The sequence below is a fragment of the Dehalobacter sp. 12DCB1 genome, from assembly GCF_004343605.1.
Classification (GTDB): domain Bacteria; phylum Bacillota; class Desulfitobacteriia; order Desulfitobacteriales; family Syntrophobotulaceae; genus Dehalobacter.
Window position 1 is genome coordinate 50,552 of sequence record NZ_POSF01000013.1, and the last position, 17,858, is coordinate 68,409.

A 17,858-nucleotide genomic window follows, 5' to 3' on the forward strand; every position below is an offset into this window, starting at 1 on the left:
CGTATTTCTTTTATGGTCAATTCATTTTTCTATTTTTCTGAATCTACGCATAGCCTGTAAATATTGATTTAAGTTTTTTAAGGCTATTTGTAAGGGTAAAATAAAGATGGACGGATACGGATGAGGCCGTCATTAATGCCGCCAGATAATGCAGCCAGCGCACACGGTTTAATCCTCCTGCCGGTTTGACCGCTCTCTGCAGGGGCTTAAAGTAGAGGGCCATCCCGGTAATCATCTGGACCAGGGTTAATCCTGCCAGCGAGGTAATCAATATTTTCTGACCTGGATTGTATTTGGGATATTTCGTCTTTTTTTCGGATAAGAAGAACTCGTATTTTAAGAATTTAGGTATTGCCTTTAAGGTCTTGCGGTTCGGAATGATCTCTTTATAGTTTTTGTCTTTCATCCCGTAGCAAACCCGTGCCACGTACGAATTTAACAGTAAAAACTGGGCGACGGCATGTGTCTTCCGTGCTGAATCCATCCGCTTGAACCCGAAAGCGTGCGATGGGCTGTGAATGTAAAGCCCGCTAAAAATTAAAGCCAGTACAGCCGGCGCGTAGACCCAGTGAAGCAATCTCACTGTTCCTGAATGACGTTGCTTTTTCCAATTCATATCATCAGCTCCCCAACCGGTTTTCCCGTAGTTATTAAATGTGTCGAACAAGAGGAACAAATGTCAAATGCCCTGATCACCCGGCCGATTTCAATGGGCTGTTTTTCATCCGCAATCGAAATTCCAATGAGCGCCTCCTCGACGGGTCCTTTACAATTCTGATCATCCCGGGGAGAAAAATTCCAGGCACTGGGTGTAATGATCTGGTATTGGGCTATCCTGCCGTTTTCAATCCGCAGCCAGTGTCCGAGCGGACCGCGCATTGCTCCGGTGAGGCCGATTCCTTCGGCATTTTTTGGTACTTCAAAGGGTGAAAATATGCATCCTTCCGGCTCTAGTTCATCGAGCCAGGATTCCATCAAGGTCCCCACTTTTTCGGTCTCAAGCGCCCTGGCGATTACCCGGTCCATCGTCGATATACCCTTTCGGTAATCGCCTTTGATCCAGAGCCTGGCCAGCGGGCCTCCTTCCAGCGGCATACCGGAATAACGGGGTGCCTTTATCCAAGAGTAAGCGTCTTCTTTTTCCCGTTCAGGGACTGTTCGGCCTCCAGATGGGTTTCGCGGTCCGGACTCTGCTGCATACCAGGATCTAGCCGTATGTTCTTTAATCAACGACAGATCAACCTTCTGGATTTGGCCGTTCAGCACTGCTCCACTGGGAAAATACCTCTCCCGGTCTTGCTCGGTGCGTGGAAATAGCCCGTATTCAAGCATATTTTGGGCTCTTTGGCCGAGTTCATAGTAATCACTGTAAGCATCTTCAAGAATGTATACATCAGGTACCATCTGATTCCGGATAAACCGATTGATTTTTTGGAGCTTCGACCGGAAATTCATGACCACATCGGCAGAAGGCACAACTGTAGCCCCTCCAGCCAATATCCCATGAGGAAACGGGGCTTTTCCGCCTAGCAGGGTCACCATTTCGTGAGCCAGGCGGCTTATTTCCAGCGCTAAATACATATTCTGCACCATCGCGTCGTTTTTCTTTTTTTCCAGCCGCTTATCTTTGGTATAACCTGGAACAAAAGGGGCCCTCTCTGGCAAAGTCAAATAATCCACCAGGGAAAACAAATACTGATGACGGATATGATTCTGAAGAATATCTGCCCCGATGATCAGGTTTCGCAAAATGTTGGCATTACGGGGCGGCCTAATCCCAGCAGCATCTTCCAAGGCGTAGGAGGCAGCTGCTCCATGCAGAGATGAACAGATCCCGCAGATTCTTTCCGTAAGGTACGCGGCGTCCCGCGGATCTTTTCCCTGCAGTATCAGTTCAAACCCCCTGAAAAAAATCCCGCTGCAGCGGGCATCTACCACTTTTTTGTCTTCGACTGTGACCTCTACGGCGCAGGAGTTGTTAGCCCTGGTAAGTGGCCCTATAACAATCTTTTTCATGAAGTCCGTCCTTTTTCTTTATTCTCGCCTTCAGACAATCTTTTTTCTACCGTCTTCTTATTAATGAATCTTTTTAAGCCGTTGCCTGAGTTTTAGCTTGCTTCCGCGTGGGAGATCTTTTTTCAATGTTTCTGCGAATCTGCCGGTCAGAATGCTTCCTATCAGATGGGCGCCAATACCAAGCGCCGTCACAACCCCTGTCAATTGGCCCACCCTGTTTGCCGTTACCTTGATCCCCGGAAGCTTTACATCCGGCAAATGTTCAAAGAATGGAACGCTTCCATCGGAAAACTCAGGACTGGCACAGCCGATACAAGGGGTATTGGCTTTTACCGGCCAACTTAGATGCTCTCCGTTCCACTGGCGGACAGGGCAATCAGCATAGGTAACCGGCCCTTTGCAGCCTATTTTATACATGCACCACGGTTCTCCCGGCTTAGCGGCAAAGATGCTGTTGTCAAAATAATCCCGCCGCTGGCAAAGGTTATGGATTGTTTCTCCATAGAAAAGTTTAGGACGATTATCATCATCAAGCGCCGGCTCGCCGTACTGAATTAAATGGTTCAAAGTGCCCATCATCCATTCGGGGTTGATTGGACATCCAGGTACATTGATAACTTTTCTGTCCAGAACAGCCTGTAACGATACACATTCAGAAGGGTTCGGAGCCGCAGCATAGATCCCTCCGAACGCTGCGCAGGTACCGGCAGCAACTACGTAACGAGCTGCAGCGCCTAGTTCCCGCACTGCCTGCAAAGCCGTCCAAGCCTTGCCGTTCCGATAACCGATCACAGAATACAGGCCATTGGACCTCGTTGGGATGCTTCCTTCAACCACCAGGATGTATGCTGCTTTATGATTTTTCTGGAGATCATCAAGAACATTGATGGCATCACTTCCCTCGGACGCGCTTAAAAGATAATCGAAACGAAGCTCTGCAATGCTGCTGATCAACTCCTCGTAGCCCGGGTCCTTGGCATTAAGAAAGGAAAGCATATCGCCGGCACAGGTATTTGTCCCGAGCCAAATAATGAGAGGTTTTGTCGAACCATCCATATTCGCCATACTCTTCCCTTCCATCCCTTCTGCGGTCTTTCACACCCTGTTGTTTTTTACTTCGTATTTTTAATTTCAAGTGTATTATTACCGTATGCTATTTCACTATACAAAATTTGCAGGTCTATCCTGCTTTGTTCAGGCATACATAATTATGATTAGCCTTTCTCAAGGTTCCGCGGAAGGATGAACAAGCCATGAACTTCAAGCAATTTATCTTAGGTCTGATTGTTATTGTCCTTTTAGTTACAGGCTGTAAGATTATTTGGAACAGACATCTAATAACAGTAAACGCACCCGCAGTGTCCCCAGTTTCCGATTGGGAATATGAAGACGTAATGAAAAGGGATATTCTCTGTCTGATGCTGGCCTATCCGGAAACTATTACCGGTGTGGAGAAAGCATCCAAAAATGAGGTTTATGTCCTTTTAAAATCGGGGAAAAAAATCTTATATGATGACAAAAAAGAAAAAAACTCCTGGCAGAAATCGGGGAACCCCGACCTTCAGGATATGATGGACCAGCTCTACCCATTGTCCAAGATTACGGAAATTTTACCTAATTACTACAACCCTGGCTGTGCAAGAGTTTATCCGCTTCTGAAAGAAGTCTATGGAACGAGCAAAAAAACAATCCTATCCAATCTGACCAAAGTCAGCATTGGCTACAAGTATGTAGAGTTTAATGGAAACAATAAAGCTGCGGAATCCTTAAAAGCGGTCATGAAAGAACTGCTTCCGTTGTCCCGCCAAAGCCATAAGGTGTACGCCGCTTCTTTTCCGAGCAGTGGGGCTTTCAATTACCGGCTGATCGGCGGTACAAACAGGCTGAGCTCCCATGCCTATGGTATCGCAATCGATCTTAACAGTAATAAATACGATTATTGGCGCTGGTCCACGCGTGAAGAAGGTCAGAAAAGGCTTAAGGCCTATCCCCAGGAGGTCTCTGCTATCTTTGAAAAATATGGTTTCATCTGGGGCGGCAAATGGGGAAATTTTGATATTATGCATTATGAATACCGTCCGGAAATCATTCTGAAAGCACGTTATTTTTCCGAAAGACCCGTCTCGGGGATTCCATGGTATGACGGTTTACAAAGCAACCAGAAAGCCTGGGAATATATTTGGCTGATTGAAGAAAGCCTGTAGCTTTATCTCCTTATCGTTCAGTCAACCTGAATCACAAACATCCCGGCAGTATTTTTTTCTTTCATGATACAATTTCCACAGTAGCCTATTACTATTTTATGTCATTTTTGGTAATATTAATCATGATATACAAATCGATCTGTTATGTTGAATATGTACAGGATTTTTTACTTTTAGGAGGCCTGAACCATTGAATAAAAGACAGTTGGGGCAGCGGGGCGAGGATATGGCTTTGGAACATATTAAGAAAGCCGGTTTGAACATTATCCAGCGCAATTACCGTTGTCCCAAGGGAGAAATCGACATCATCGCCAGGGATGGGAAAACAATTGTATTTATCGAAGTCAGACTGAGGAGTTCCAATATCCGGGGATCGGCGGAAGAAAGCATTGGCCTCTGGAAAATCCAAAGGCTTAAAAGTATTGCCTCGTACTATCTTCTGGAACAACACTATCGTCAATGGCCTCAAATCAGGTTTGATATTTTCGCCATTAACATGGCTGAAGGCGTTCCCGAGTTCAACTGGATCCAAGGGGCACTATAAATGGCTCATTTTCTTTCCGTTTCTGTCTGATGTTTTTGCCTGACATTCTGTCTGACGTTTCTGTCTGATTCCATAAATATCGCCAAAATTCAACTATATTAATCCATTAATGTAATTTTATAGAAGGATATTTGCTGTCAGAAGCGAATTTTGTTTTTGAGGTGAAAAAAATGTTTGCTTCTGTCAGCGGAATGTCTGTCGACAATCTCTCAGCCCAGCCGGTCAGTGTCGAAGTGGATATTGCCAATGGTCTTCCCTGTCTGGAAATTGTAGGCCTTGCGGCCACTGCTGTGAAAGAGGCCAGAGACAGAGTCCGGTCAGCGTTGAAAAACTCAGGCTTCGATTTCCCTTTGAAAAGAATTACAGTTAATCTTGCTCCTGCAGACCTGCGTAAAGAAGGCTCCGGTCTGGATTTACCGATCGCTTTGGGTATATTGGCTGCCATGGAAGAACTAAATAATGCTGTACTGAACCGCTATGTTTTTGCCGGCGAACTTTCCTTGGAAGGTCTTTTGCGTCCGATACCGGGCGTTCTAACCATGGCGTTGGCTTTAAAAAGCGAGCCAGAAAAACAAGTCCTGATTATACCGCCTGCTAATCTGGCCGAAGCGAGGCTTGTAACCGAAATAAAAAGTGCAAGCGTGATCAGTCTTGCTGAGTTAGTGGGGATTTTGAACGGAGAAGATCATTTTTCCGTTATTCCTTCCCCGCCCTCTGCTGAAATCTTTGAAACGGTATCTGTGGACTGGTCGGATATCCATGGGCAGATGCAGGCCAAACGTGGACTCGAAATTGCCGCCTGCGGTGGGCACAACCTGTTGATGGTTGGTCCGCCCGGTTCTGGTAAAACGCTGCTGGCCAGAGCATTTGCCGGGATTCTGCCGCCTCTCACGGTTGAGGAGAGTCTTGATGTGACTCAGCTTCACAGCCTGACTGGTATTATCCGGGGAAATGGGCAGCTGATTACGCAAAGGCCTTTCCGCAGCCCTCACCATACGGCTACAATCGCCGGAATCATCGGCGGGGGACAAAAAATTAAGCCTGGGGAACTCGCCCTGGCCAATCACGGTGTTCTCTTTCTGGATGAACTGCCTGAGTTTTCCCGGGAAGTCCTCGAAGCACTCCGTCAGCCGCTCGAGGACCGAAAACTGACGTTAATCCGTCTGAGAGGCAGAATCGAGTTTCCAGCACGCATTTGTGTTATGGCTTCGATGAATCCATGCCCGTGCGGCTATTTTGGGGAGAATGGCCGGGAATGTTCCTGCACGCCACTTCAAATCAGCCACTACCGCGGAAAGGTTTCCGGACCCCTACTGGACCGGTTTGACATCCAGCTGGAAGTCCCCCGTTTAAGCTATGGCGAGCTAAAACACGGGGACAACCGGGAAACCTCTGAAATTGTCCGCAACCGGGTGATCAGAACCAGAGAAATTCAGTATAAAAGATTGAATGCGAGCAGGACAAACTCAGAAATGACCGGTCGCGAAACAAAAGCGCTGTGCCAATTGGACAGCGCCGGTGAATCCCTCCTGCAAAAAGTTTTTGATAAAAACCTCTTCAGTGCCCGGGCCCACGACCGTATCCTGCGGGTAGCCAGAACAATTGCTGATATGGCCGGATCAGAAAATATCCGGGCAGAACATCTGGCCGAATCACTACAGTACAGGGCTTTGGACAGGATAAAGACGAATCAATGAAGTAATCAAATAAGTTCAGCAAAAGTATAATTATAAATTTAATTAACAAAAGATAATCTATATGTACATACACGAACAATCTAGATCACTCCATAATATGGATATATAGTTTGGTTAAAGGAGTGATCCGTTTGCATCATCAGGTTCACAAGGGAGACAATTTATCGAAGATTGCACGCCAGCACGGCGTGACTGTCATCATCTTATTAAATTTGAATCCCCATTTAAGAAAGCGCAGACATCGTATTTATGTTGGTGAAAGAATCAGAGTAAAATAATTAGAAATATTGGATACGTCATTGGATAAAAATTAAATAAGGAATAGCCGCGTACAACGCAGCTATTCCTTATCTGTTACTGAAATAAATTCTATTGTAATCCTTATTCTATTGTAATCCTTAAGTCTCAAATCTTTTTTATGTACACTGTATGCCGGTCCCAATCTCAGATATTACCCCAGTTTATACTGCGTCCCGGCGATCATTTCTTTGATCGGTGAGAAGCTCTGCCGGTGGATTAAGCAAGGGCCAAAATGGCTTATTGCCTCCATGTGCAACTTGGTCCCATAACCCTTGTGTTGATCAAAATGATATTCCGGATAAATCTGATGCATCTCATCCATCAGCTCATCCCTGGTAACCTTTGCCAGAATTGAAGCCGCGGCAATACTCGCACTAAGACCGTCTCCACCAATAATGGCTTTCTGAGCCGTATCCATATTCAGCATGTCCCTGCCGTCAATAATGATGTAATCAGGGTTGATTTTCAGGTTTTCCAGCGCTCTTGTCATCGCCAGCTTTGTGGCCCTTAAAATGTTTAACAGGTCAATTTCGCCAGACGTCGCACTTCCCAGTGCAAAAGCAACAGCCTGCTTTTTGATTTCTTCAGCTAAGTTCCTTCTTTTCTTTTCCGAACATTTCTTCGAGTCATTCAGGCCAGGAAGCTCAAACTCCCTTGGTAGGATGCAGGCAGCGGCAATGACAGGCCCGGCAAGTGGGCCTCTCCCTGCTTCATCTACACCGGCAATCCGTGAATACCCTTCAGCGAACAAACCTTTTTCTATCTCCAGGAGTTTCTCTATCCTTTCGATTTCACCCATTCCTTCATCTCCCCAGCTGAATAAAATATGCACATACTCTAGAGACCAGTCTCCGTGATGTATAGAAGCGTCAAGCGAAGCAGGATAGCGGAGCGCGGGTGTTTGTTCCACCGAGGGAACAACAGCCGAAAAGCCTCTATACATTATGGAGACCCGCCTCAGAAAAGCCAGAATTTTTAGTCCATGGTCACTTTGGCAATCTTACCGCTGCGGAATTCACGAAGAAAGATCTGGGCGGCTTTGAAGGTATCAATCCTGCCACCGCTAACCAAACAGCCTCTTTTACGGCCAATTCCTTCAAGATCGGTCTCGTTTTCCTCAAGCTTGTAAAAGCTTTGCAGTTCCAGAGGATAATTCTGTTTAAGCCAGGCGAGCAGCCACTGGGCGAGCTCTTCCTGGTCAAATACTTCATCTCTTACCGCACCGGTTACAGCCAGCTTCCTGCCTACTTCGGGATCATCAAATTTGGGCCAAAGCATTCCCGGCGTATCAAGCAGCTCGACTTTATCATGTATCCTGACCCACTGGTTGCCGCGCGTAACACCTGGTTTGTTACCCGTCTTGGCCTGCGAACCGCCCGTCAGCTGGTTAATCAGCGTGGACTTTCCAATATTGGGTATCCCAACAACCATGACGCGGATAGGTCTCCCCCGTACTCCCCTGGCAGCCAGCCGTTCTCTTTTATCCGTCATCAGTTCCTCGAGCAGCGGGACAATTTTTTTGACGCCGATGCTGGTCATGGAGCTAATCGCTAAAACAGGTCCTTCCTTGCCAAGTTCCACAAGCCACTGGTCGATTTTCTTTTTGTCAGCAAGGTCCGATTTGTTCAGCAAAAGCAAACGGAGCTTGTTTCCAAGCAGCTGCTTCAGCAGCGGGTTTCTACTACTCAGCGGTAAACGGGCATCGCCCAGTTCCAGGACAATATCCACCCAATTCAGTTGTTCTTCGAGCTTTCTTTTCGCTCTGGTCATATGACCGGGATACCATTGAATGTTCATAGTCCTCCATGGACGTCAAAAGAGCTGAATTTCTCCAGCTCTTTCCTATCTTCTCTGTTTTTAGCGACGTTCTCTGATTCTGGCCGATTTACCGTAACGGTCACGCAAATAGTAAAGTTTCGCTCTGCGGACAATACCTTTGCGTACAACTTCAATCTTATCAATACGCGGAGAGTGAAGGGGGAAAGTCCTTTCTACACCTACTCCGTTGGAAACACGGCGCACGGTAAAAGTCTCCCTTAAGCCATCGCCCTTCCTTTTAATCACAAGCCCTTCAAAGACCTGAATACGCTCACGAGAACCCTCGATAATACGTACATGTACTTTGACGGTATCTCCAGGACGGAACGAAGGAATATTATCTTTAAGCTGCTGCTCTTCAATCATACGAATATAATCCATAATAAGTTACCCCCTTCCTTGCCTAGATGTTCTTAACTTCTTATATCAAGCCAGAGGACCATCCGTTTTTTACACTGTATCATATTACCACACACGCCAGGAATACGCAATATACGATACCTTTTTTTACTCAACCTCTTTATAATATTCTTTATTCTTTAATTTTTGATCATTGATTCATACCTGCTTTTTCATTTTCGTTTTTTTGATCTTCTCTTAGATTCTGCTTATATAAAACGGCGAAACCAGTATTTTTCAAATCCAAGTTTTGCAAGATAGGCTGTCCGTGTCGGTTTCCATAAAGAGATTGATGGGCTTGGCTTTTTATAATACTGAACCGATGAATAGCGGGCTCGACCGAACCCGGTATTCATGATGCAGGTACCCTTTCCTTTATAGGTATATTCCAGCTTTGCCCCTTTGGACAGAAGATAGATATTTCTTGCTACAACATCTGCCTGGTAATGCGCAAATACGCCTGCTTTCGGCGCATGGGCCCCAATCACCGGAAGTTTTACCGCTGCAGCATCACCAATGGCAAAGATTGTTGGACAATTTGTTTCCAGCGTGTGAAGGTCTACTTGAACAAATCCGCTGCTATCCACCAAATTTGACTTCCGTAATACCTCCGGAGTCCAATGAGACGCAATACCCAATAAAAGATCCGCAGCAATCTTCGTGTCGTGATCCAGGATTAAACCTTTTTCCTCAACCCTGAGTACTTTCGCTTCCGTGATCAATTTTATCCCTTTATCCGCAAGCATTTTCCTTACACTTTGCCCAACCTTGGGCTTGGCTAATGGCTCCGGCGAGTAATCTGGCGTCACCAAGGTAAGCTCAATTTTATTTCGGATTCCCCTTTTCCGAAAAAACTGATCCAAAAGAAACATTATTTCATAAGGGGCAGGTGGACATTTGTATGGCAAGCTAGATATAAAAAGAACAATTCGTCCGGAGGAGAAATTGTTTAATTGCTGATTAATTTTTCTAACACCATCAAAATCATAGGCATTTAAAGCATATTCTGTGAATCCGGGTACGGTCTCCGTGTGATACTCCACTCCCAAAGAAATAATCAAGTAATCAAAAGACAAGACTCCCTGATTTGTTGAAACCTGATGTCCGGTTACATCGATTTTCTGTACTTCCTGATGCAAAACATGAATATCCTTCTTTTCTAGATTGATTAACTGCCTTGTTATATCCGTTGGTTTTCGTTGACCGATCATAAGGAGTGGATAAGCAGCTGCAAAGTGATGATTTAATTCCCGGTCTATGACCATTACCTGCATGGAATCCCCCGCCGCATTTTTAAGAATATTGGAAGCAACAATACCGCCTATTCCCCCACCCAGAATTAAAGTGTTTTTCATAAGCTCACCCCAGCACTATTTTCTCCGAAAAAAAACACTTTATTCTTGTGCCTTGTAATTCAAAAAATAGCCAATTAATGGCCCCTAAGCCTGTCCAAAATAATTGCCGCAGCTGACCGGACAGACAGATGATTATAGTCCCCGAAACCGTAAACCGGCTTCAAAATATAATCTGCTTTTTCCATTTCTTCCTTTATTATGCCCCAACCTGTTCCGAAAAGCAGCAGAAAGTCCTCATCAGTTTCCTCGAGCTTCCGGCGCAGGTCGGAATATTCAATCGTATTCGTATACAGTCTCGCATCCGTTGCAACCGTGAATAATTTCTTGCCGGGATTCCTGCTTTTAATTTCCTGGACAACTTCTTCCAGCGTCGAAGCAAGCTTCACTTTCTCAAAAGCTTCATATCTATTGGGATTATATTCAGCACCATACCCTTCCCGCCAAAAGCCCATGATTCGCCGGGCTAGATCCTGCTGAGCCGGACCAGGATGGACCACATAATAGGTATTCACCCCATAAGTCGTTGAGCTTCGGGCAATATCGTGCAAATCAAGGTTGGTTATTGACGTTGCGACTTGCTCCATATTTTTGTTGTAGACAGGTGCGTGAATAAGGGCTACATACAATTCTCCCATTATTTCCTCCAGATCTTATTAAATAGTAATCTAGGGTTAGTCTGTGGGTCACAATACCGAAACGAGGCTTACAACGAAAAGCAATACCCTAAATAAGTGGCTATATAGCATGCAGACCTGTCCAAAAAACTTATAATTAGTCTGATTGCCACAGTTCCGCGACAAGCGAAGCATGGAGTGCGCAGCGCGGATTTTTGTGCCACGGGGCACAATAGCCGATAGCGGTATGGTGGCAAGCAGACCTGCCACCATAGGTCTTTATACTACTCGCTCTTAATTCGTCGTCTCCGTTTCGGAGCAGGCTTTAAATGTTCCCATCTCTCGCGGTAAACGTTAATCTCCGGATGCTCAAGCACAAGTTCCTCCAAAAGCGGATAATCTGTCTGCTGAAATTCAATCTGCGGGACCAAATCACTTCTTTTCAGGAAAGTCTTTCTTAGAGATTCTTTTCTACGCCAGCGTTCAATGTTGGCGTGGTGTCCTGAAAGCAGAACATCGGGTACCTGCATTCCATCAAAGTCGGGAGGACGCGTATACTGAGGATACTCAAGCAAACCCTGACTGTGGGAATCATCCTGCTGAGAAACGTTGTTCCCGAGAACACCCGGTAGAAGCCTTGCAACCGAATCGATCATTACCATCGCAGCAAGTTCTCCTCCGGTTAAAACATAATCTCCGATAGACATCTCCTCATCGGCTAGGGTGCGTATTCTTTCGTCGAATCCTTCATAATGGCCGCACAAAAAAATCAACTCGTCATACCCAGCCAGTCTTGAAGCTTCCCGCTGATCAAATTTTTTCCCCTGAGGCGTGAGCAGAATAATTCGGCGGCTTCCTGCAGGCTCCGGCAAATTTCGGACAGCCTTGAACAGAGGCTCCGGTTTTAAAACCATTCCTGAACCCCCGCCATACGGGATATCATCCACATTTTTATGTTTGCTCTCGGCATAATCGCGGAAATTGACAAGCGCTATCTCAAGCAGGCCGGCTTCCTGAGCTCTTTTCAGAATGCTTTCTTTTAATGGCGCAAACATTTCCGGAAAAATTGTCAGTACCGTAAACTTCATACACAGCCTCTCTTTTATTAGTCATCGAGTAGTCCCGGAGGTAAAATGACATCCATTCTTTTCGCCTGGACATCCACCTTTTTGACAACGGTTTTTAAGGCCGGAACACAGAATTCAGTTTTTTGGCCACGGACAATATAGATATCGTTCGAACCAGTTTCCTGGACTCTTATCAAGGTCCCAAGCAAAATATCATTCTCGTAAACCTGCATTCCCTCAAGCTCAAAGTAATACCAGCGGTCTTGCAGCGGAGGAACCTCCGCTCGATCTAGTCTGACCTCAAATCCACGAATCTTTTCAGCATCCTCCCGGGTAGCAATGCCTTCCAGAGTCAGAAACACTATACCTTTCGGATCAATCCTTACCCTCTGAACATGAAAAATTTTTTCTGTCTTTCCATCAGACAGATTAATCTTTTTCAAACCTCTGAACCGCTCCGTATTATCCGTAATCGGATATACCTTGATCTCTCCTTTGATTCCCTGCGGTTTCAGGACCTCTCCAATTAATACACTTTCCAAGGCATTACGCCCTTTCTTCTAAAGAATTCCCGAAATCCATCATCCCATTTAAAGAAAACTTGGCCGTCGTCAGTCTTAGCTGCCCTTAGATGGTTCAGAAAGCGCTCAGCGTTTTTCTAAACCGGTAAAGTCAAAAAGGGCCTGAGCCCTTTCCAACCTTACTGGTCAATATCAACAATAACCCTGCGTCCGTCTTTAACGGCCGCAGCCTTGACAATTGTCCGGATAGCGTTAGCGATCTTGCCCTGTTTACCAATCACTTTGCCCATATCTTCCTGAGCAACTGTCAATTGCAGGTGCACAGTTCTCTCTGTAGCATTCTGAACCACAATAACTTCTTCAGGATGATCCACCAATGCCTTAGCAAGTACCTCTACGACTTCTTTCACAGGAGTCACCTCCATGCTTACTTGGATTTATGAAATTTCTCCATAATTCCGGCCTGACTGAGCAGAGATTTTGCGGTATCTGAAGGTTGAGCTCCCTGAGTTAACCATTCCAGCGCTTTAATCTCGTCTATCTTGATTTCATGAGGATTCTTAGTAGGATCATAATAACCGATTTCCTCAATTGCTCTGCCATCACGGCGGGATGCTGAGTCGCATACTACAAGACGGTAGAAAGGATTTTTCTTTGCACCCATGCGGCGCAAACGAATCGTTGTTGCCATAATTTCACCTCCTCCAACAAACTCTAAACCCATATATTCAACAACATAAATGATATTTGGGAATCCGCAATGATTAAAAGTATATAATTGTTTGGATTGGTACTATATCTGGAAAGGAAATTTTGGGAAAGATTTCTTACCTTGTTTTTTTCCTTTTTTTCCTTTCTTCGTACCGCCTTTGGCAGTTCCTCCCATTCCTGGGAGTCCGGAAAGCTGTTTCATCATTTTCTTGGTTTGTTCATATTGCTTAAGAAGCCTTCCAACATCGACAACCGTTGTTCCGCTTCCTTTCGCTATCCTTTTTTTACGTGAGTCCTTGATTAGGATGGGTTTCCTTCTTTCTTCCGCTGTCATAGAGCAGATGATGGCTTCCGCCTTATAGAACTCTTTCTCATCGATCTGGACACCTTTCAGCTGCTTGCCGATTCCGGGCAGCATTTCCAGCACAGACGACAAAGGACCCATCGAGCGCAGCTGTTTGATCTGATCAAGATAGTCATCCAGCGTAAGCTCCTGTTTGCGGATTTTCTCTTCTAGCTCCCTGGCTTTTTTCTCGTCTACATTTTGCTGGGCTTTCTCAATCAGGGTCAGTACATCACCCATACCTAAAATTCTGGACGCGATCCGATCCGGGTGAAAAACTTCCAAAGCATCCATTTTCTCACCGGTTCCGGCATATTTGATCGGGCAGCCGGTGACTGCTTTGACGGAAAGCACCGCCCCACCGCGGGTATCCCCATCGAGCTTGGAAAGAATGACGCCATCAAGCCCGAGCTGTTGGTGGAAAGCATCGGCAGCATTCACTGCATCCTGACCTGTCATGGCATCGACGACCAGCAGTATTTCATGCGGTTTGACATTTCCTTTGATCCTGGACAGTTCATCCATAAGTTCTTCATTAATATGCAGCCGTCCAGCAGTATCGATGATGACGACATCATTACCATTTTTTCTCGCAAACACCAGACTATCGGAAGCAATTTTCACGGGATTTTCCTGACCCAGAGAAAAAACTGGGACCTTAATCTGTTCCCCTAACACTTCCAGCTGCTTGATTGCAGCAGGACGATAGATGTCACAGGCGACCAGCAACGGGTATTTCCCCTGTTTTTTCAGCATATTAGCGAGCTTGGCACCATGGGTGGTTTTCCCGGCTCCCTGGAGCCCCACCAGCATAATGATTGTTGGCGGTTTGGAGGAAATCGATATTTTGCTTTCGCTCCCACCCATCAGATGGATAATCTCTTCGTGGACAATTTTAATCACATGCTGCCCGGGAGTAAGGGATTCCAGTACTTCTTGACCTACAGACCTCTCCTTGATCCGGGCAACCAGTTCCTTGACAACCTTGAAATTGACGTCTGCTTCAAGCAACGCAATTCTAACCTCTCGCAGGGCCTCTGTAACATCGGCTTCGGTTAATTTACCTTTTCCTTTAAGTCTTTTGAAAGTAGCCTGGAGTTTTTCGCTTAGGCCCTCAAACATTGCCATCCCGGCTTCCCTTCTTTCCCCATCGTATTTTTTTCACTATTCGAGTGTATCTGCAATAATCTCTTTGATCTGCTTATTTATGTTCAATTGACGTTTCCAGGCAGACTCGCTAGAAAAATCTTCTTGTTTTGCTTCTTCCAGCAAGGACTCTATGCGGCGGAATTTATCTCTTTCCTGGATAAATCGGAAAATGAGTCCAAGCTTGTGCTCATATCCCTCCAGGATCTTTTCAGTTCTTTTGAGTAAATCATAAACTGCCTGGCGGCTGATGCCTTCTTCGCCAGCAATCTCAGACAGTGAGTAATCCTGCTGATAATACAAGTCCCATATTTTTCCCTGCTTTTCTGTCAGTAAGGGGCCATAAAAATCAAATAACAAGGCTTTTCCAGCGATTTCTTTCATTTCGATATTCCGGCCTCACTGTAAAGTATTTTTGCTTTACACATTTTGTATTTTATCCAAAAATACCTACGTTGTCAAGTTATTACTTAGCGTCCAATTTGGATTAACAAGTTATTTATGATAAATGTGTTTACATTTTAATGTATAAATCACTATTTTTCTGTGGTAATATATTACATGTATTTTCAAAAATATTCATAATTCTTTTTTATTATTACATTTTTATTAGGTACATGTCCTATTAATACTATTCACAAAAAGAGAAGAATTTACGATATATATTATGATAAATACTGTACGGAGAAATAAATATGAGCGTAACAAAGAATAAGACACTGATTTTTATTTTCATTGCTGTCTACTATCTTCTTTACCTTACTGCGATCATTAAACAATCCGATTTTTGGGGAAATATTCTCTCGCCGATTGGTGCACTGATTTCATTTTTTCTGCTTTTGCAGGCCTACTATAAACCAAGCCAGCCGAAGTATGTCCGTGCCATTTGGCTGTTTTTTTCTTTTGCTTCCCTTTCTTGGGCAGTCGGCGACATCATGTGGGCTTATTCGGTTTTGATACTCGGAATTGATCCTTTAGACGATTTATTTGTTACAATCCTGTATTTTGGAACCAACCTTTTTCTTTTAATCGGAGCTTTCATCTTTGCCTTGAACCGCTTTAGAAAATGGAATGCCCTACAGCTGCTGATCGACAGTCTGGCGATGTCCGTTTCCATCTTACTGTTGATTTGGATCATCTACTTCGACTCTCAATATGAGAATCTTTATCTTGTTTCCAAAGTCGGCTGGATTTCAGCTGTGACCATTTTTCTTGATATTATCATGATGACCGGAGTAGCCATCTGGTTCTTTTCAATTCGTGCCGGTAAAATCGCGAGCTCCGTAAGACTTGTAACAAGTTGTGTTTTGGCCTTTGCTTTGGTCGACCTGGCTTATTATTATCTCTATCTTCATGATCTTTATATCTCGAATTCATTGATTGATTCGATCTATATGGCAACACTGCTTGGCCTTGCGTTGAGTGCCATTATGACGCCTGAAAATATTGCCGGAGCTGATGATACTGAGCTTTATGGGGATTATTCCAACGAAGGTTACCGGAATCAAGGGCTGCTCTTATTGGTAGGTCCAATTATCATTCTGTTTTTCATTGGATTCGATATTCAGAGCTTATTAATTTATTTCATCATTATCTTTCTTCATGGAATATTGAGCAATCATATTCAGAATTCCATCAAAGACCAGCGTCTCTTAACAAGAGAAAAAGAGCTGAATGCTGAGCTTGAAAAACGTATTGATGAACGTACCCGGGAGCTTTCGGAAAAAGCCAGAGAACTCGAGAAGAAAAACCGCCAGCTGCATTATCTCTCCAGTCAAGATCTCGTAACTAAGCTTTACAACCGCCGCTTCTTTCTGGAAGCTGTGCAGGAAAAAATCAAAAACTGCCAGGACGATCATATTCTCGTCCTGTTATTCCTCGATATTGACAGGTTTAAGACGATCAATGATGCTTATGGCCATATGATCGGAGATAAGCTGATCATTGCACTTTCCAAGCGTCTTCAGAAATTTACTGATCCTGAGCATGACCTGCTGGCCCGCTTCGGCGGTGATGAATTCGTGCTGGCATTCCACGGAAAGTATCATAACGGAGATATCGAAAACCTTGCCCAAAGTATCATCACCCTCTGCACAGAACCGATCCATCTCAAGCAATATACATTCCACATCACAATCAGTGTCGGCATTTCCATCTACCCGTATGATGCTTCAAATCTTGACGCCCTGATTCAGAATTCCGATATAGCAATGTATGAGGCCAAGAAAATAGGGTTTAATAAATACGTCTTTTTCAATGAGCAAATCAATGCGATCCTCCAAAGGAATCTAAAGCTTGAGATTTTACTTAGAAAAGCGGTCTATGATAAAGAATTTTCCCTTCATTACCAGCCCCAGTTCAGTATACCGGACAACAGACTTATTGGGATTGAAGCACTGCTTCGCTGGAATTGTCCGGCTGAAGGTCCAATCCCTCCGGGCGAATTCATTCCGATTGCGGAGGAGACAGACCTGATTATTCCACTTGGAAAATGGGTGATGAACAGAGCGATCCGTCAAATTGCCGAATGGAATAACCGTTATCAGACCACTCTGAGAATGGGCATCAATGTTTCTATTAAACAACTGAATCATAATGGGTTTGATGAAATGGTCAAATCTGCGATTAGATTCTATGCCATTCCTCCGGAATGGATTGATATGGAGATCACTGAAAGCATAGCAATTGAAGAAACATACGATATTCACGAGATTACGAAGGCGATCAGGGATACCGGAATTTCTATCTCGATTGATGATTTTGGAACCGGCTATTCCTCTTTAAATAATTTAAAGATTTTCCCATTTGACCGCATAAAATTTGCCAAGCCCTCGATTGATCATATTGTCAATGATGAGTTTGACAAAGAAATTATACGTTCGATTATTGTGCTGGCGAATTTTATGAAGATTAAAACCATCGCCGAAGGCGTTGAAACTGCAGCCCAATATGAAGTGCTCAAAAAATTGGGCTGTGATCAGATCCAAGGCTACTATTTGGGTAAGCCTATGCCGGCAAATGAGTTCGAAAAAGCATTTTTCAGCCTGCCCCAGCAGCCTATTTTAGAAAATTCTTCAATAATTCCTTAATTCCTTTGTAAAATTTTACACAATTTTTCCTGTG

Annotated in this window: 19 protein-coding genes; 5 read left to right on the forward strand and 14 right to left on the reverse strand. The window is 44.6% G+C overall.

Annotation, left to right across the window (positions count from 1 at the left end; translation table 11 throughout):
* Positions 1 to 43: 43 nt before the first annotated feature.
* The 3 genes from C1I38_RS05620 to C1I38_RS05630 are packed head-to-tail and all read right to left on the reverse strand — an operon-like array spanning position 44 to position 3,081.
* Complete coding sequence (locus C1I38_RS05620) at positions 44 to 616, reverse strand: cytochrome b/b6 domain-containing protein (RefSeq protein WP_119774281.1); 573 nt, start codon at positions 614 to 616, stop codon at positions 44 to 46.
* Positions 613 to 2,016, reverse strand: coding sequence for a nickel-dependent hydrogenase large subunit (locus C1I38_RS05625; RefSeq protein WP_119774282.1), 1,404 nt, complete (start codon positions 2,014 to 2,016; stop codon positions 613 to 615). Before C1I38_RS05625 ends, C1I38_RS05620 begins: the two co-directional genes overlap by 4 nt.
* 60 nt (positions 2,017 to 2,076) lie before the next feature.
* Positions 2,077 to 3,081 carry a hydrogenase small subunit gene (locus C1I38_RS05630; protein WP_119774283.1) on the reverse strand — a complete coding sequence of 335 codons (1,005 nt, stop codon included), beginning with the start codon at positions 3,079 to 3,081 and terminating at the stop codon, positions 2,077 to 2,079.
* Positions 3,082 to 3,269: 188 nt separating this feature from the next.
* Between C1I38_RS05630 and C1I38_RS05635 the strand changes: the two genes are divergently transcribed.
* The 4 genes from C1I38_RS05635 to C1I38_RS14355 all read left to right on the forward strand — a co-directional run bounded on the left by C1I38_RS05635 (position 3,270) and on the right by C1I38_RS14355 (position 6,739).
* Entirely contained in the window at positions 3,270 to 4,220 is a 951-nt protein-coding gene (locus C1I38_RS05635) for a M15 family metallopeptidase (protein WP_119774284.1), read from the forward strand.
* A 190-nt stretch (positions 4,221 to 4,410) separates the two neighbouring features.
* A complete protein-coding gene (locus C1I38_RS05640) occupies positions 4,411 to 4,764 on the forward strand; it encodes a YraN family protein (RefSeq protein ID WP_020492781.1) in 354 nt (117 codons plus the stop codon).
* Positions 4,765 to 4,934: 170 nt separating this feature from the next.
* Entirely contained in the window at positions 4,935 to 6,461 is a 1,527-nt protein-coding gene (locus C1I38_RS05645; RefSeq protein WP_119774443.1) for a YifB family Mg chelatase-like AAA ATPase, read from the forward strand.
* Positions 6,462 to 6,583: 122 nt separating this feature from the next.
* The gene (locus tag C1I38_RS14355) at positions 6,584 to 6,739 is read left to right on the forward strand and encodes a LysM domain-containing protein (protein ID WP_256364967.1); all 156 of its coding nucleotides are present in this window, start codon (positions 6,584 to 6,586) and stop codon (positions 6,737 to 6,739) included.
* Between the two features lie 173 nt (positions 6,740 to 6,912).
* On the opposite strand, the gene C1I38_RS05655 is transcribed toward C1I38_RS14355, so the two are convergent.
* The 11 genes from C1I38_RS05655 to ylxM form a co-directional block, all read right to left on the reverse strand.
* Positions 6,913 to 7,560, reverse strand: a complete 648-nt coding sequence (locus C1I38_RS05655; RefSeq protein ID WP_119774445.1) for a ribonuclease HII — start codon at positions 7,558 to 7,560, stop codon at positions 6,913 to 6,915.
* A 176-nt stretch (positions 7,561 to 7,736) separates the two neighbouring features.
* Entirely contained in the window at positions 7,737 to 8,558 is an 822-nt protein-coding gene (ylqF, locus tag C1I38_RS05660; RefSeq protein ID WP_020492784.1) for a ribosome biogenesis GTPase YlqF, read from the reverse strand.
* Between the two features lie 60 nt (positions 8,559 to 8,618).
* Positions 8,619 to 8,960, reverse strand: a complete 342-nt coding sequence (gene rplS, locus C1I38_RS05665) for a 50S ribosomal protein L19 (protein WP_119774285.1) — start codon at positions 8,958 to 8,960, stop codon at positions 8,619 to 8,621.
* Between the two features lie 227 nt (positions 8,961 to 9,187).
* A complete protein-coding gene (locus C1I38_RS05670) occupies positions 9,188 to 10,333 on the reverse strand; it encodes an FAD-dependent oxidoreductase (protein WP_243103591.1) in 1,146 nt (381 codons plus the stop codon).
* 74 nt (positions 10,334 to 10,407) lie between these two features.
* On the reverse strand, positions 10,408 to 10,968 hold the full coding sequence (locus C1I38_RS05675; protein ID WP_020492786.1) for an RNA methyltransferase: 561 nt from the start codon (positions 10,966 to 10,968) through the stop codon (positions 10,408 to 10,410).
* 263 nt (positions 10,969 to 11,231) lie between these two features.
* Positions 11,232 to 12,035: a tRNA (guanosine(37)-N1)-methyltransferase TrmD gene (trmD, locus tag C1I38_RS05680; RefSeq protein WP_119774286.1), complete on the reverse strand. Its 804-nt coding sequence runs from the start codon at positions 12,033 to 12,035 to the stop codon at positions 11,232 to 11,234.
* Between the two features lie 17 nt (positions 12,036 to 12,052).
* Positions 12,053 to 12,556: a ribosome maturation factor RimM gene (gene rimM, locus C1I38_RS05685; protein WP_119774287.1), complete on the reverse strand. Its 504-nt coding sequence runs from the start codon at positions 12,554 to 12,556 to the stop codon at positions 12,053 to 12,055.
* A 158-nt stretch (positions 12,557 to 12,714) separates the two neighbouring features.
* On the reverse strand, positions 12,715 to 12,945 hold the full coding sequence (locus C1I38_RS05690) for a KH domain-containing protein (RefSeq protein WP_015044186.1): 231 nt from the start codon (positions 12,943 to 12,945) through the stop codon (positions 12,715 to 12,717).
* Positions 12,946 to 12,962: 17 nt separating this feature from the next.
* Positions 12,963 to 13,226, reverse strand: coding sequence for a 30S ribosomal protein S16 (gene rpsP / locus C1I38_RS05695; protein ID WP_015044187.1), 264 nt, complete (start codon positions 13,224 to 13,226; stop codon positions 12,963 to 12,965).
* Between the two features lie 102 nt (positions 13,227 to 13,328).
* Positions 13,329 to 14,711 carry a signal recognition particle protein gene (gene ffh / locus C1I38_RS05700; protein ID WP_199698206.1) on the reverse strand — a complete coding sequence of 461 codons (1,383 nt, stop codon included), beginning with the start codon at positions 14,709 to 14,711 and terminating at the stop codon, positions 13,329 to 13,331.
* A 42-nt stretch (positions 14,712 to 14,753) separates the two neighbouring features.
* The gene (gene ylxM / locus C1I38_RS05705) at positions 14,754 to 15,119 is read right to left on the reverse strand and encodes a YlxM family DNA-binding protein (RefSeq protein ID WP_119774289.1); all 366 of its coding nucleotides are present in this window, start codon (positions 15,117 to 15,119) and stop codon (positions 14,754 to 14,756) included.
* A gap of 311 nt (positions 15,120 to 15,430) precedes the next feature.
* Here ylxM and C1I38_RS05710 point away from each other — a divergent pair, with 311 nt between their 5' ends.
* The gene (locus tag C1I38_RS05710) at positions 15,431 to 17,824 is read left to right on the forward strand and encodes an EAL domain-containing protein (protein WP_119774290.1); all 2,394 of its coding nucleotides are present in this window, start codon (positions 15,431 to 15,433) and stop codon (positions 17,822 to 17,824) included.
* The last annotated feature ends 34 nt before the right edge of the window (positions 17,825 to 17,858 follow it).

What these genes read in the sequence shown, in the direction of transcription:
- trmD (WP_119774286.1), bottom strand. Translation starts at nt 12,035, where the DNA reads ATGAAGTTTACGGTACTGACAATTTTTCCGGAAATGTTTGCGCCATTA.
- C1I38_RS05710 (WP_119774290.1), top strand. Translation starts at nt 15,431, where the DNA reads ATGAGCGTAACAAAGAATAAGACACTGATTTTTATTTTCATTGCTGTC.
- C1I38_RS05635 (WP_119774284.1), top strand. Translation starts at nt 3,270, where the DNA reads ATGAACTTCAAGCAATTTATCTTAGGTCTGATTGTTATTGTCCTTTTA.
- C1I38_RS05625 (WP_119774282.1), bottom strand. Translation starts at nt 2,016, where the DNA reads ATGAAAAAGATTGTTATAGGGCCACTTACCAGGGCTAACAACTCCTGC.
- ylxM (WP_119774289.1), bottom strand. Translation starts at nt 15,119, where the DNA reads ATGAAAGAAATCGCTGGAAAAGCCTTGTTATTTGATTTTTATGGCCCC.
- C1I38_RS05620 (WP_119774281.1), bottom strand. Translation starts at nt 616, where the DNA reads ATGAATTGGAAAAAGCAACGTCATTCAGGAACAGTGAGATTGCTTCAC.
- C1I38_RS05630 (WP_119774283.1), bottom strand. Translation starts at nt 3,081, where the DNA reads ATGGCGAATATGGATGGTTCGACAAAACCTCTCATTATTTGGCTCGGG.
- rpsP (WP_015044187.1), bottom strand. Translation starts at nt 13,226, where the DNA reads ATGGCAACAACGATTCGTTTGCGCCGCATGGGTGCAAAGAAAAATCCT.
- C1I38_RS05655 (WP_119774445.1), bottom strand. Translation starts at nt 7,560, where the DNA reads ATGGGTGAAATCGAAAGGATAGAGAAACTCCTGGAGATAGAAAAAGGT.
- ffh (WP_199698206.1), bottom strand. Translation starts at nt 14,711, where the DNA reads ATGTTTGAGGGCCTAAGCGAAAAACTCCAGGCTACTTTCAAAAGACTT.
- ylqF (WP_020492784.1), bottom strand. Translation starts at nt 8,558, where the DNA reads ATGAACATTCAATGGTATCCCGGTCATATGACCAGAGCGAAAAGAAAG.
- rplS (WP_119774285.1), bottom strand. Translation starts at nt 8,960, where the DNA reads ATGGATTATATTCGTATGATTGAAGAGCAGCAGCTTAAAGATAATATT.
- C1I38_RS05675 (WP_020492786.1), bottom strand. Translation starts at nt 10,968, where the DNA reads ATGGGAGAATTGTATGTAGCCCTTATTCACGCACCTGTCTACAACAAA.
- C1I38_RS05645 (WP_119774443.1), top strand. Translation starts at nt 4,935, where the DNA reads ATGTTTGCTTCTGTCAGCGGAATGTCTGTCGACAATCTCTCAGCCCAG.
- C1I38_RS05670 (WP_243103591.1), bottom strand. Translation starts at nt 10,333, where the DNA reads ATGAAAAACACTTTAATTCTGGGTGGGGGAATAGGCGGTATTGTTGCT.